This is a genomic window from Vibrio sp. M60_M70, assembly GCF_037162085.1.
In the GTDB taxonomy this organism is placed as follows: Bacteria; Pseudomonadota; Gammaproteobacteria; order Enterobacterales; family Vibrionaceae; genus Vibrio; species Vibrio diabolicus.
Genome location: NZ_JARLUL010000001.1, coordinates 1536997 through 1550559 on the forward strand (window position 1 = coordinate 1536997; position 13563 = coordinate 1550559).

Here is a 13563-nt window from a genome sequence, read left to right on the forward strand (position 1 = left end):
ATGCTAGATAGTCAAGTGTCTTTATTAAAAGAAGACTATAAAAAAGCGTCTGGTATGACAAAAGAAATTGAGTGTAGACTTCAGAAATACAGTAATTTAATTGAGGAATCTCAGAGAAAAAACAAAGATTACAATACAGATTTGGCTAGTTATCTAAAGTTAAGGAATTCGTACCTTGAAGAACGTCGATCTATCTCAACGTCAATAAAGGTTGAATCTACCTTTCATTCTATTCATTCTACAGAAATTAAGTGTCCTCTATGCAATATCCCCCAAAATAGAGAAGTAGAAAAATCAAGAATACCAGTTAGTATTTTAAGCTCAGAGAAAAAATCGCTAGATAGGAAAATTAGGAGCTTAAATTCTCTAATAGATGAAGTTAGAGAAAATATCGATTCTAACGCTAAAAAAATAGAACAAGCACGACATGGAATTGAAGAAATACAATATTCATTTGATACTAAATATGCAAAAGAAGTTTCAGAAATTGTAGAGTCAATATCTCTCCTTGAGAAGCAGAAAGTTGATTTACTATCAAATAAAAAAATTCTTGCTAGAGATAGGTCTATAGTCAATAGGCTAGATATTATCTCTGTAGAAATGAATAATATTGAAAAGGTAATGAGAAGATTAAATGTTGACCTAATCAATGCTAAGGAAAATTCAGAAGACAGCGAGACGGTTGTTGGTAGACTAAGTCAAGAATTTAATATGTACATGTCTAATAGCTTGTTAAATAATGTTGAGTCATCAATGGTCGATGATAGACTGGATTATTTAGTTAGGAATAAGTTTTTTACTGAACTTACATCTGGTGGAGTTAGAACAATAACTTCTTTAGGTATCTATTTATCAAAGTTATTATATTCATTGAAAAATAATTCAAACTTTCCAACCTTTATGATGATAGATACCCCGGGGAATAATATTGGTCGCTATCGTAGTCAAGATGTGAGTAATGATGATGTGTCATCAGATCAAAAGGTTTATGAAAGAGTATATGAACAACTATTATCTATTGCTGAATATGCCAATAAAGAAGGTAGAAACTATCAAATTATTGTTGTTGATAATGATTTAGCAGTAACTGCTCGCGAGCGAAAAGATATATTTCATGTATCAAAAAGGTTCAGCAAGAGTAAGCCTGAATTTGATTATGGTTTGATTAATGATTATTTAGATTAGTATAAGATAAGATAAGATAAGATAAGATAAGACTTTTCATTCGTATGATAAAATTAATTTTCCGCACGGATAATCTACACCTGATCTAATGTAAAAAGCGAGCTGATAGCTCGCTTATAGTAGTTTCAACGCCATTTCAATGGCTTGGCGTTCTTTCTCTAGTTCTAGAACTTTCTTCTTTCGTTTACTTACTGCTGACTTCAACATGGTGTTATCGTCCAGCTCTAGAAGAATATCAGCCATTGCATTGTGGCGGCGGATGTCGACTTTAATATCAAGTCGTTCCAGTTCTAATCGTTCTTTATTGTTCATCATCTTCCCCATCTAAAATAGTGTTAATCACGCTTTCAATTTGTTCAAACGAGCCGTTCACGCGTGCTTTACGTAAAGCAATCAAGTCTGACAATTTCGCGTTTGAATTAGCAAGAATCGAACTGGCGTCGGCAAGTTCTAAGTCTTCTAAGAAGTTTTGAATATCCATTTCACCAGATGCTTGGATGCGGTCTAACTCGAATAGCGCATTAAACACAGCAAGTTGTTTAGTAATGGCAGAACCAAGCACTGATTTAATCGAGCAGTCACGTGCCAATTGACCAATAGTTGTTGCTGAACAACTAGCGGATTTTGTTCTCATTAACTGCTTGTCATAATCAAGTACTTGTTGTGGTGTACGACAATGAATAACCATCCATCTTAATTCAGCTAGTGCGTCTGTTTGACCAGTACTCAAATACTGACTACTTGCAATCGAGTCATCAATAGCGCGGTTAAATTGTCGAAAGCTCTGCAATTCAACTGGTTTAACAGTGATTCCCGATGTTGTGATAGTCTGTTCTTCCGCTTCTTCTAAGCGTTCTAGTTTCAATTCAGCAGCATATAAAGCGGCTTCGAGTTCTTTAATTCGTTGTTGTTCTTTAGATACTTTCATCTTTACACTATTAAGTTACGTTGATTGATTCTAAGCCATTCACGGAAAGCGTGACTATCTGTTTTAACTACTGGTTTAGGCATACTAGAGTAGTGTCGACACTCGCGCATAAACTGGTCAAAGTGCTTTCCATGAAGCAAGTACTTGATATCGTCGTGTAGTTTGTCCATTGAACCTTTAGTACCTAGTCGTGGTTCAACTGTTGCAAAGTATTCAATTGATTTGTCTTTCAATGCGGCTTCAAATTCTGCTTGATATGTCATAACAGCGTTAGGTGACTGTTGTTCAAGTCTCGCTAATCGACTAACAACGCTGTAAAGAAAACCACTGTCCAACGCTGAAGCTGCTTTTTTTAATTCTTGGAAGTACATGCTTAAATCCCGTTTTTAATGATTATTGTCTTTGCTTTCGCTAGCCAGTAGTTGGCAGCTAATAGATCTTCTCGTTGTGACACCGTAATGTCTTTACGTTCTAGTTGACGTTGAACCCAGTTCTTAAACTGAGAGTTAGTAAACGTCATTTGCTCGCGGTCTAACGTCGTTCTACCAACAGCGAACTTAAGATCGTCGCTTGCTTTGTCGTAGGCGTAGAGTACTTGAGACTGTTCTTTGTTTTTCTTGAGTTGTTCATACTTGGCTTGTCTTTGAACTTGCTCTAGTTCATTTGAATGAGCAGATAAGAGTATTTCAAGATCTTCTTCGTCTAACCAAGTATTCAGTCCACCAGCAACACGACAAGAAGCTTGGAACGCTTCTGGTGCTTGATATTGAATGGCATCAAGAACAGCACTAGCAAGCCAACGATTTGAAGTGTCACGTTGAACGTGGTTGAGATTAATCTGCATATCCAAGTACTCCTAAACGTGCTTTAAATCGATTAACGTATTTGGTCACGGTGTTTCGTGAACAGCCGTTCTCACGAGCTAGAGTGCCTATCGATTTGATACCGAGACAAGACAATATTGCCAGTTCGGCACTGGCTATCTCATCAAACCGTTCTGGTCTGCCGCCTTTCTTCATGTTATTGCCTCATTTGTAAATTTTAGAATTGCTGCCTTTCGCACCAACTAGCACAGCAAACTAGCAGGAATTGAACTGGTGCAATGAGAAGATGCATTTCTCATTTCATACAAGTATTTATACGAGTTTTTGAACAGGTTTTTGAGCACAAAAAAGCCCACGACGTGAGGGCTTAGAAGGGATTAAAGTTTGGCTTTGATCATTGGTTGTAGCTGTTTGTTTGCTGCTTCTTTGTTGTCTATTGCTAGAAATGCCGCCGCTTTTGAAGTGTGGTCACAGAGTCTTTCGATTTCTTCTAAGTTTCGAATGGCTTTATCGTACTTTAGGTCAATTTTTCCGCTACGAGTTAGTTTGCCGCCTTTAGTACTTGAACGTAGATAATCATCAACAACTCTTAGAAATTGATTCGCCAGTTGTCGTGTTTCAATAGAAAGTGTCTTTAATCGCTTGGCGTTAACTGGCTCTGGGTTGTCGATGGCCTCAATAGCTAGTCTTTGTTGTTCTTCAAACGACGCAACAAGACTAGAGGTGTAGTTATCAATCTGGCGACCCAATTTAACCGCCTCGCTCGGTTCAAAAAGACTAGATAGAGTACGGTCGAGCAGTTGTTTAAGCTTCCTGTTGACTACCTTTCCTGTTTTCTTCGTGCTCTTTCTCAACCATTTACGAGCGGAGTCTAATGCACGCGATTCCGCTAGGTATTCGTTGAATGTTAATGTGTTTGCTGTTGGTTTCATAGTTTCTCCCGTTTCGAGATATTTATGTAACTCAGTCAACCCAAAATGAGACGCTATAGACAATTTGTTGCGCAAAAAAATTAAAGTATTTGCTTTAACTAGGCTCGTGTGGAATTTATTGGTTATTTGTTCTGAGGAGTTAAGATGGAACAGTTACACAGAAGGATTGCTCATGCGCTATATCTAGATGGCTGGCAATATGAAGGTGGTTCAAGAGCAACTTTATTGAAAGATGCTGAAAGAATTCAACCGCTTGAATATACGAAGGAAATGAAAGGTGCTTTGTTCTGCCCGATGTGTTTCACTAACTTAAATCGAGTACCACATGACAGAGAGCACAACGTAGCTAATATGGAAGCTCACTTCAGGCATCTTCCTACATACAGTGGTGTGCCATGTATGTTGCGTTCGCAACGCGCTGAGGGTAAAAAGTACTCATCTGTAGAAGTTGTTAAGCAAGCTATTGATAACGAAGAGCTTGTTATTGTGAATGGTTTTTTAAAAGATAAGCCTGAACAACGTATTCCCGCTAATGCTCGTCCTTTCGACGAATATCAAGTAGAAGATGTTGAAGGTCCAGAAGCAGAAGTGCCACTTGGTCAACATGCAGGTGAAAGCTTTAAAGTGCCAAGCAAGATTACGACTTTAAGAGGGATTTGCTACAACTTTGACAAAAACTATTATCGCTACTACTTCATTCCAGGGTATCAACATGCCATTGCTTTAACTTCTTTATTGAATGACGTACGAGACGTTGAAGAAGAAGATGATAAGCCAAAGTTGTATTTCGGTAAGGTCAAGTCTTCTACACATCATGGCAACCCACCTAGAGACAATAACATACGAATGACATATCTTGAGAAGTCACCAAAAGTCATTGATTTTTGCATCAAAACACCTCACTGGCTTCAAAATGAACATGGTATTGGTGATGACTCGAAAGACCGATATGTTTTGCTTTATGGTAAAGTTGAAGAGAATGGAATTGGCTTATGCTTTAACGACTTAGGGTGGGGGAGTTGGCTTTAGTACCTGAAAAGTATAATTACTTGTTAGATAATCTTTATGACAATAGAGATTGAGTTAAAGCATACTTCAAATGAAGGCTGTCAATGAGTATTGACAGCCTCGCTCAGTTTAAAGATAACGACTGCGTAAGTGTTCTTTAAAGTAGTTGGCGTTCAGTGTCTCACCAGTTGCTTGTTCTACTAGCTCGTCGGTAGTTAATAAGCTGCCCTTGCTCCAGATCTTCTCTGACAACCAATTAAAGATCGGTGACAAGTCACCTGAGCGTATAGCGCCGTCCACATCTACCGTTTTCTTCATAGCTGCCATGAACTGAGCCGCGTACATTGCACCTAGTGTATAACTCGGGAAGTAACCGAATGCACCTTGAGTCCAGTGAATGTCTTGTAAGCATCCATCTCTGTAGTTATGCACTGTACATTTGCTCTCCGTCCAATGAATGTCCTGCATACAACCGTTTTTGAAATTTCCTTCCGTTGAGAGTCCCAAATACGCTTTCATTTTTTCGTTCCAGAGCTCTGGTACGTCTGTATGCTTGATGGCACCGTTAATAAGATCACGTTCAATTTCGTATCGAAGAATAACGTGGGCAGGGTATGTTAATTCGTCCGCATCTACGCGAATAAAGCCTTTCTCTACTCGAGTGTAGATTTTGGCTAGATTGTCTTTTTCAAATTCATCCCCAGAAAAATGCTTGGAAGCCATGTGAGCAAGGTGGTCGATAAATGCGTTGTTTCGTCCTATTTGCATTTCAAAGAAGAGCGACTGTGACTCATGAATTCCCATAGAGCGGGCTTGACCAGCTGGTGTTCCTGCCAAATCTTTTGGTAGCCCTTGCTCGTATCTGGCATGGCCAGTTTCGTGGACGATCCCCATCAATGATTGGACAAACTCGCTTTCATCATAACGTGTTGTAATACGCACATCTGTTGGCACACCGCCACAAAATGGGTGGACACTTTCATCAAGCCGGCCGTGTTCAAAATCGAATTGAAGTAGCTTCATGACTTCCAGTCCCAGCGCTTTTTGTTTTTCCGCAGGGTAGTACGCAGTTGGCAATAAGATGTTGTCTGATTGCTGTTTTTCAAGCGCTTCGTCTATCAAGGAAGGTAGCCACGTTTTTACGTCAGCAAAAAGCGTGTCTAACGATGCAGACGTTGTGCCTGGTTCATAAATATCAAGCATGGCATCGTAAGGCGTTGTGCCGTTTGCTTCGGCTCTAATTTGCGCTTCTTCTTGCGATAGTTTGACGACTTCTGCCCAGTTCTTTTCAAAGCCAGACCAGTCATTTTCTCCGCGTTGCGTACGCCATGCATGTTCACATTTGGAGCCAGCAAGAGATTGAGCTTGAACTAATGATTCTGGTAGCAAGTTAGCTTGTTGCCATTCACGTTTCATTTCTCGTAGGATGGACTTTTCACTTGCAGATAGCGTCTCTTCTTCTGCCTGAGCGAAAAGCTCGCCCAAGTGTGGCTGAGTCATCAATGAGTGGATGTGTACATCAAGTTCTGCCATAGCATTGGAGCGCGCTTCAGCGCCACCAGATGGCATGACCGCTGCTTGGTCCCAACCTATGATGGCAGAGAGGTGCTCAAAGTTTGCCACTTTTTTGGAATGTTCAATGAGTTTTGTAAATGCTTTCATGTGACTACTCTTATTCTTTTGTTCTTTCCCTAAACACCCGATAACGGGTCCTTTACGTCGAGTTGCACGAAACAACCTGCGTTAATTTACTAATAATTAACAATTAATCTTCACTCATTGTCCATAAATTCACTCAGTTGTATAGCTCTCTTAAAAAGAAGCTTGCGAATCTCGTGGATTGACGGTATTGATGACGGATTAACAATTAATTATCACGATAATATGGATATCTTGAATTTTGAGGCATTTATTATTGCCATCACTATTTTAACGCTAACGCCGGGTTTAGATACGGCCCTTGTTATCCGTAATACCAGTCGCGCGGGTTTAAAAGACGGATGTACAACCAGTTTAGGGATTTGCTTTGGCTTATTTGTGCATGCTTTCTTTTCAGCGGTTGGTATTTCGGCCATTCTGGCGCAATCTGCAGAGTTGTTCCAAATCGTAAAAATGATTGGTGCAGCTTATCTTATTTGGCTTGGTCTGAGCAGTTTAAAAGCCCTGATGTCGTCGAAGAATGGTTTGTCAGTGACTGAGCAGGTTCATGAAGTGTTTAATGGCAAACGCTCTTTTAGAGAGGGCTTTCTTTCTAACGTCTTGAACCCAAAAACGGCAGTTTTCTACTTGGCGTTCTTGCCACAGTTTGTGAATCCAGAAGGTTCTCCTTTGCTTCAATCAATGATGATGGCATCCGTGCACTTTATTATTGCGATGGTTTGGCAGTGTGGTTTGGCTGGCGCACTTAACTCAGCTAAGAGCCTGTTAAAGAATGCAAGCTTTATGAAGTGGATGGAAGGGGCGACGGGCGCTGTCTTAGTCGCACTTGGCGTAAAGTTATTGATTGAAAAGCCCGTGTAATGCGCAATATTTACCACATTTTGATATTACTCGTTGTGTTTATTACTGGCGTGGTTGGTGCCATTGTTTGGCAGACATGGCCACAGGTACAGTTTGCGCAACGTGGCATGACCTGGTCTTGGCACTGGGGCTATTTCGAGCCATTTTCCAATGGAATACAACAGACGCGAACTCAAGACACGAAACAGCTATTACTTCGACGTGTGTATATGAATGACGGTATTGTCGTTTTTGTCTCGACAACAATGGACAATAAATTTGAAGTTGATGTTGTAAAAGAGCAAAGCTGCGAACCTAAAACGACAACTTGGGCTTCAGTATCCGTCAACCATCAACGCATGAGACATGTGCCGATGGTTTGTGATGCACTGGGGCAGAGCTACTTTTATCGCTACATCGGGAAGCATCTTGAATCGATTGAAGTTGGGGTTGGAGATTCGTTCGTAACAGAGGCGTTTTCAGACTGGCCGCTATCAGAGCTGAAGTCGGATCAATTCAAGCAAAAAAATGCGAAGTTTTTTCAAGAACGTGGAGAAAAGGTTGAGCATCAATGGTTGAGAGATTAACCGCTTAACTTAAGATAAAATAAAGCCCGCTGAATACCAGCGGGCTTTATGTTTTTACCATTTCCAATTTACTTTACTTTCAGCGATTGACGGTTCATTACTGAACACTTGTCATGTCACTAAGCTTTTACTGCTTCAATTTCATCAGATTGCGATGCTGAGCTAAAGAACAGCTTGGTTTCTGCCAGTACGACGTGACGCAGTGCGATCAAACCGATTAGGTTAGGAATCGCCATCAGACCATTTACGATATCGGCGAGTAGCCAAATCATGTCTAGATGGAGGAACGCGCCTGATGCCACCAAACCAACGAAAATCAGCTTATAAGGAAGCACCGCTTTTGTACCAAAGAGGAACACAACGCAACGCTCACCGTAGTAGTTCCATCCAAGAATGGTTGTGAATGCAAAAAACATCAAACCAATTGACACCAGCATTGGGCCAAATGTATCCGCATTCAAACCTACCGCAAAGGCATGAGTCGTCATTGCTGCACCAGAAAAGTCGCTTTGCCATGCGCCAGTAAGGATCAACGCTAGGCCCGTCATGGTACAAATAATGATGGTATCAAAGAAGGTACCTGTCATTGAAATCAGGCCTTGTTTCACACAAGAGTCTGTTTTCGCTGCCGCTGCTGCCATAGGCGCGCTACCCAAACCAGATTCGTTTGAGAATACGCCACGAGCTATACCTGATTGGATTGCCAGCATGATACTTGCACCTAAGAAACCGCCAGTCGCTGCTGTTGATGTAAATGCTGAGACCAACACTAATTCAACGGCGTTGACCAATTGGTCTGCATTTATGATGATCACGCTTAGACATGCCAACACATAAAATACAGCCATAGTAGGAACCACTTTTCCTGCAACGTTAGCAATGGATTTGATGCCACCCAAAGTCACGAAAGCAACCAAAAGAGTCAGTACAAAGGCAGAGAGCTCACGGTCAACACCGAGAGATATCTCACTTGCATCCAGAATCGCGTTTACTTGTGGAAACGTACCAATACCAAAACAAGCAACACCCAAAGCAAACACTGCAAACATGATCGCGAGGGCTTTTGAGCCAACACCGTATTGCAGATAGTACATCGGACCACCAATCATTTGGCCTTTATCATCGACTCTTCGGTATTTAACCGCTAACAAACATTCGGCGTATTTAGTCGCCATTCCGAAAAGGGCGGCGAGCCACATCCAGAATAGGGCACCTGGTCCACCAAGTTTGATCGCGGTGGCAACACCAACAATGTTACCAGTACCAATCGTTGCTGAGAGCGCAGTACAAAGTGCTGCAAAGCTAGAAACGTCACCTTGTTTATCAGATGACTTATCTTTACTGAATACCATCGCTAGCGCTGCTGGGAGATGTTTAAACTGGATCAAGCCGAGGCTAAAAGTGAAGTAAACACCGGTACCCACTAGCAAAATAAGCAGTGGTGGACCCCAGACAAAATTATCGATGGTTTGTAGTAAAGATTGTAGGTCGTTCATGATTTCCCCTTAATAAAACAACTAATAAGGAGAAGAGGGAAAGGACGAGATCAACGATCTCTAAAAGAACTAAGCTATTGGTTGTAGGCGGGAAGGCCAAGCAAAATAGTTAGGTTGTAACTTTCCACTCCTCTGTCCTTTTGCCTGAGAGTTTCACCTTGCGTGAGTGCAAGACTTGCTCCTTCGGCGACCGATTTAACGGTTCTCTCCAGAGGTTCCTCCAACTACAGTCCCCGCTACCTAGGTAGCACCTGAAATAGTTAATTCTTCGGCGAGTTATGCTAATCAAATGTTAAAATTTGATTAATAACCACTCTCCTGCAGTCTTCATCGGAACAATTACTCAATCAAATGAGTAAAGGTTAGTTAATGATGCTGGTCATCATTAACGTGTGAACTCTATCATGTTTTTGGTCCATTTCAACACCCTATGTCAATTTATTTTCAACGAAATAATCCCACTTATTTTCACGAAGCTATGTTTACCCAAGTTTTTTGTGTGAGTAACTGCAAAAAACAAAACTTATTGGGCTAGGGAATAGAACCAAGAACACACTTCAGAACGATAAATGTGTTTCGATTATTACGGCATAAGTTATTCAATTGAGAACACAAATTTGATTAAAATCGAAGCACTTATTTTAAAATCTACGCTAAGTTGACCTTATGGGGCGTATAAATGAGTTACAATAAATCTTTGTGAAACCGTCTATGGACCTAGGCAGTTTTTCATAAGTGGACAAGGAGGCGGTATGACCAGATTATTAGCCATTGCGGTGTTGATTGCAGTAGCATTTGTGCTGTTTCGTTATCGAACCAATGAAAAAGTCCAAAAAGCGACCGTTATAACATTAATTGGCGCCTTTCTGATTTATACAGCATCGATTATGTTTGCGGAATTGATCCGCTAGCAAAGTAAAAGAGTCCTTGGAGTAGTATACGGTGAGTTCTCAGAACAAGATGGAAGAACAAGACGACGTTGTTGTCATTGAAGAGCGTGACAAACGTACTCATATCTATATCGCGATTGCTGCGGTATTAGGCTTGGCATTTGGTGGCCTTGTTGGTTCGATTGTCACTGCGAACAAGTGGGAATCGACTTATCATGTGCTAGAAGAAAAATACCAAGCGTTGACGCAAGATAAAACGCAGTTGGTGTCTCAAGTAAAAGTGCGCGAAGAAGCGCTCGACCAAGAAATACAAGATAAAGTCACTGAACTGCTCGCAGCGAAAGATGAAGCGCACGAGAAAGCGCTTAAGAAGTTACAAAAGCAATTGACTGAGGTCGAGAAAGTTAACCTGTCGCTAGAGTCTCAATTGAAACAACAGGCAGATAAGATCAATACGACAAAATCAGAAAATGAGAAGCTGAGTCGTCAAGCGGATATGCAAGCGACTATCTTTGAACGATCGCGCGAGGTGTTTCAAAAAGAGCTGAAAATTTCGCAAGAATTGGAGTCTCTAGAGAAAGAAAGGGCGAAACTATTGCCTAAGATCGAGAAACTCAAAAAAGAGTGTGATGTGTTTTTGGAAGGTAAATCTTGGGACGTGAAATCGGACGCGTGTGATAAACACGATGAAGCCAATTCACGACTAAGTCAGGTCGATCAAATGATTGAAGTTTATAAAATGGATCTCAAGCAAATCAAAGCAATAACTGAAGATATCGGCCTCTAGATCTTTTATACCTGATTTTGGAAAGTAAAAGGAGCTCTTTAAGAGCTCCTTTTTCGTTGCTAGCTTTAAACTCGGGAGCTAGCGTTTATTCTTAGATACGCGAGGCGTAATAGCCTGAAGCAAGCAGCAATTCTCGCTCATGTTTAATCAGTTGGGCGCGATCTTCAATCAGTTCATTGAGAGCTAGTGAGGGCTTGCCTGCTAAAGCCTTGAACGACTCAAAAGATTCCGCGGTGTCGATTTTATCAATCATCTGACTGATGACATTACGAGCCTCACACGGGTTACTCGTAGTGGTAAAGTATTCCACTTGCTTTGCTGCCGATTTCATCTCTGTCAACAGCTCAAGTGGGCTGCTTTCTTTTGCTACCGCCATGTAGTTATCCAGCACGCGCTTTGCATAAAGCAGTTCTTTGAGGGGGATATCTCTTCCACTCTCGATTAGAGATTCGCTAAGGATCATACTTGAGCTCATGGGCATTCCTTCTTATATACTACGCAGCTTTTGATGTTTCCTTGAGTCTAATTTATTGAAGTCACATTGGGAATGGGTAAAAAGCATTTTTAACGCATTTTTATTCACTAATAAAAACGCGAATGCGATGTTTATCTGGATCGGTAGCCACAAAATTTAAGCCATACACCGAAGTCATTGGTGGTTGAGCAAACTCAACGCCCATGTTTTTCCAACTATTGTAAACGTGCTCTAACGTATGGCGGTTGCGCACTGCAAATGATAACTCGGTGCCACCACCTTTGATGTCGCTGGAAGGGGAAAGAACATCACTTTGCTTGAGTGTCAGTTTTAAGCCATTTGCGAGTGGCATAGAAGCAAATGTTGGAGACAAAAACGTGACCTCATAATCAAACAGTTTCGAGTAAAAAGCTTGGCTTACGTGGATGTCCTCAACATAGAGGACGAATGAATTGATAGTTAGCATGGTCTGTTTCTCAATTTACTAGAAGTATGAGGTTGAATCTAACGGAAGGGTAAGACAGGCTTTGTCAGTAGACCAAGTTAAAGTACCTTGTTTGAAATAGTGAGAAGTATCACTTTCAATTTTATTGGCTCAGGATCGAGCATATGAACATATCGTTTGCTTTGTATTTGATTCCATTTATCTTCTCGACATTTCCTTGTCAAAAGCAATCCCGTTCATATGTGTAAAACGATTAGTTCACTGTTAATTATTATTTTTTGTGTTACATGTTCATTAAGTATTTCAGCAAAAAATATAGAAAAGAAAGAAAGTCAAATTTTAACTATCAATGAAATCAATAATAAAGAAAAAATTCGTGATCTTACAGAAATAGAAAGAGTGAGCCTTTCAACTATCTATCTTCTTTACAAAAATGGAGTGATAACGGAGAGTGAAGCAAACCAAGAGTTTGGACACTTTCTCGAAAATGAAGACAGAAAAAATGCCTTATTGAAACTCGCTCACATTTATGACGCTCAAAAAGAACTGAAGCAAGCCGAAGAAAGCAGTGACTGGGTGAAACTATTTAACTTAGTTAACTTGATGAAACTATGTGGAGTGTTGCTTCTTATCGCTGCTGTTGCTTATTTTATCGCTCAAACCTACGAACTTCTTCAAGATATCGGTAGGGTATTTTGGCGACTTATTTGCACATTACCCGCGATTTGTTACCAGATTCTATTTGTTATCATTGGCTTAACCCTAGCCTTAGTTCCAATGATTATCAGTATCTCAGAAGCGCAATATGTTGTCATTTTTGGTGTGTTGCTCGCTTATGTCGCACTAGTATGGTGGACTATTCATTACGAAGAGCAGTCAGAAATTCTCCTAGAAAAACTCTCCTTGGGTTTACCAATTGGTATGGTTTGGTCTTTTTATCATGCTATTTACTTTGGCTTTTTTGCCATCCGCGAAGAGATCGCATTTTTACAGCTAGTGACATTTTCATGGGTTGTTCTTGGTATTGCAGTGGGAATTTTTAGGTTATTTAACTTTGAGGACAAACCTTACAAAGGAACAAAGTGTTTTTCTTTAGCGTTATCATCGACCATTGTTACTTGCATAATACTATTCTTAAACCAGAGTTCAGATTGGATTACGGCATATTACAAATTTACTTATTATGGGTTAGTGCCATTGCTGTTGTTGTCCTTTTCTATTTCGGGTTTTTATCTACAAAAACCAAGTTGGGTTAAAAAATTTTCAAATATTATGATGTTTTCACTCCTATTTATTAGCGCACCTTTACCAAGTTTTGGTCTGGATAATTTGTACGCTATGATTAATAGTGGTGTATTTGCCTATGGTTTTATCACGATAACAACGATGGTATTTCGGGTCAGTTTTCTGTTTGGCTTGATATCAACAAGCCTCGTTGTTTACGTGTTGGCCTTAGTCATCGAACACAATCCTGAAAAGTTCATTCTCTACATATGAACTATGATTT

The 13563-nt window shown here is 40.4% G+C and carries 17 protein-coding genes and 1 riboswitch; of the genes, 7 read left to right on the forward strand and 10 right to left on the reverse strand.

Annotated elements, in window-relative coordinates; genetic code table 11:
- Complete coding sequence (locus P4S59_RS07150) at positions 1 to 1185, forward strand: hypothetical protein (RefSeq protein ID WP_337168148.1); 1185 nt, start codon at positions 1 to 3, stop codon at positions 1183 to 1185.
- Between the two features lie 114 nt (positions 1186 to 1299).
- Here P4S59_RS07150 and P4S59_RS07155 read toward each other — a convergent pair whose 3' ends face one another.
- The 6 genes from P4S59_RS07155 to P4S59_RS07180 form a co-directional block, all read right to left on the reverse strand.
- Positions 1300 to 1500, reverse strand: coding sequence for a hypothetical protein (locus P4S59_RS07155; RefSeq protein ID WP_139051854.1), 201 nt, complete (start codon positions 1498 to 1500; stop codon positions 1300 to 1302).
- A complete protein-coding gene (locus P4S59_RS07160; protein WP_222766325.1) occupies positions 1487 to 2113 on the reverse strand; it encodes a hypothetical protein in 627 nt (208 codons plus the stop codon). Before P4S59_RS07160 ends, P4S59_RS07155 begins: the two co-directional genes overlap by 14 nt.
- Positions 2114 to 2115: 2 nt before the next feature.
- Positions 2116 to 2484, reverse strand: a complete 369-nt coding sequence (locus P4S59_RS07165; RefSeq protein ID WP_053316698.1) for a hypothetical protein — start codon at positions 2482 to 2484, stop codon at positions 2116 to 2118.
- A gap of 2 nt (positions 2485 to 2486) precedes the next feature.
- Positions 2487 to 2957, reverse strand: a complete 471-nt coding sequence (locus P4S59_RS07170; protein WP_053316697.1) for a hypothetical protein — start codon at positions 2955 to 2957, stop codon at positions 2487 to 2489.
- Positions 2947 to 3132, reverse strand: coding sequence for a hypothetical protein (locus P4S59_RS07175; protein WP_053316696.1), 186 nt, complete (start codon positions 3130 to 3132; stop codon positions 2947 to 2949). Before P4S59_RS07175 ends, P4S59_RS07170 begins: the two co-directional genes overlap by 11 nt.
- A gap of 182 nt (positions 3133 to 3314) precedes the next feature.
- Positions 3315 to 3869 carry a hypothetical protein gene (locus tag P4S59_RS07180; RefSeq protein WP_078231218.1) on the reverse strand — a complete coding sequence of 185 codons (555 nt, stop codon included), beginning with the start codon at positions 3867 to 3869 and terminating at the stop codon, positions 3315 to 3317.
- Positions 3870 to 4013: 144 nt separating this feature from the next.
- Between P4S59_RS07180 and P4S59_RS07185 the strand changes: the two genes are divergently transcribed.
- Positions 4014 to 4898 carry a hypothetical protein gene (locus P4S59_RS07185; protein WP_337168149.1) on the forward strand — a complete coding sequence of 295 codons (885 nt, stop codon included), beginning with the start codon at positions 4014 to 4016 and terminating at the stop codon, positions 4896 to 4898.
- A 108-nt stretch (positions 4899 to 5006) separates the two neighbouring features.
- Here P4S59_RS07185 and P4S59_RS07190 read toward each other — a convergent pair whose 3' ends face one another.
- Positions 5007 to 6539: a carboxypeptidase M32 gene (locus P4S59_RS07190; RefSeq protein ID WP_337168150.1), complete on the reverse strand. Its 1533-nt coding sequence runs from the start codon at positions 6537 to 6539 to the stop codon at positions 5007 to 5009.
- Positions 6540 to 6761: 222 nt separating this feature from the next.
- Between P4S59_RS07190 and P4S59_RS07195 the strand changes: the two genes are divergently transcribed.
- Both P4S59_RS07195 and P4S59_RS07200 read left to right on the forward strand, forming a co-directional pair.
- A complete protein-coding gene (locus P4S59_RS07195; RefSeq protein WP_005393419.1) occupies positions 6762 to 7397 on the forward strand; it encodes a LysE family translocator in 636 nt (211 codons plus the stop codon).
- Complete coding sequence (locus tag P4S59_RS07200) at positions 7397 to 7963, forward strand: hypothetical protein (RefSeq protein WP_046874890.1); 567 nt, start codon at positions 7397 to 7399, stop codon at positions 7961 to 7963. Before P4S59_RS07195 ends, P4S59_RS07200 begins: the two co-directional genes overlap by 1 nt.
- 119 nt (positions 7964 to 8082) lie before the next feature.
- Here the strand turns inward: P4S59_RS07200 and P4S59_RS07205 are convergent, their stop codons facing one another.
- Entirely contained in the window at positions 8083 to 9459 is a 1377-nt protein-coding gene (locus tag P4S59_RS07205; RefSeq protein ID WP_337168151.1) for an alanine/glycine:cation symporter family protein, read from the reverse strand.
- Positions 9460 to 9581: 122 nt separating this feature from the next.
- Positions 9582 to 9681: riboswitch (glycine riboswitch) on the reverse strand.
- Positions 9682 to 10211: 530 nt separating this feature from the next.
- On the opposite strand from P4S59_RS07205, the gene P4S59_RS07210 reads away from it, so the two are divergent.
- Both P4S59_RS07210 and P4S59_RS07215 read left to right on the forward strand, forming a co-directional pair.
- Positions 10212 to 10370: a hypothetical protein gene (locus P4S59_RS07210; protein WP_005377784.1), complete on the forward strand. Its 159-nt coding sequence runs from the start codon at positions 10212 to 10214 to the stop codon at positions 10368 to 10370.
- A 31-nt stretch (positions 10371 to 10401) separates the two neighbouring features.
- On the forward strand, positions 10402 to 11136 hold the full coding sequence (locus P4S59_RS07215; RefSeq protein WP_046874891.1) for a hypothetical protein: 735 nt from the start codon (positions 10402 to 10404) through the stop codon (positions 11134 to 11136).
- 91 nt (positions 11137 to 11227) lie between these two features.
- Here P4S59_RS07215 and P4S59_RS07220 read toward each other — a convergent pair whose 3' ends face one another.
- The gene (locus P4S59_RS07220; RefSeq protein WP_337168152.1) at positions 11228 to 11611 is read right to left on the reverse strand and encodes a hypothetical protein; all 384 of its coding nucleotides are present in this window, start codon (positions 11609 to 11611) and stop codon (positions 11228 to 11230) included.
- Positions 11612 to 11711: 100 nt separating this feature from the next.
- Positions 11712 to 12077, reverse strand: coding sequence for a VOC family protein (locus P4S59_RS07225; protein WP_053807339.1), 366 nt, complete (start codon positions 12075 to 12077; stop codon positions 11712 to 11714).
- Between the two features lie 219 nt (positions 12078 to 12296).
- Between P4S59_RS07225 and P4S59_RS07230 the strand changes: the two genes are divergently transcribed.
- Entirely contained in the window at positions 12297 to 13553 is a 1257-nt protein-coding gene (locus P4S59_RS07230) for an MFS transporter permease (RefSeq protein ID WP_337168153.1), read from the forward strand.
- Positions 13554 to 13563: the final 10 nt, after the last annotated feature.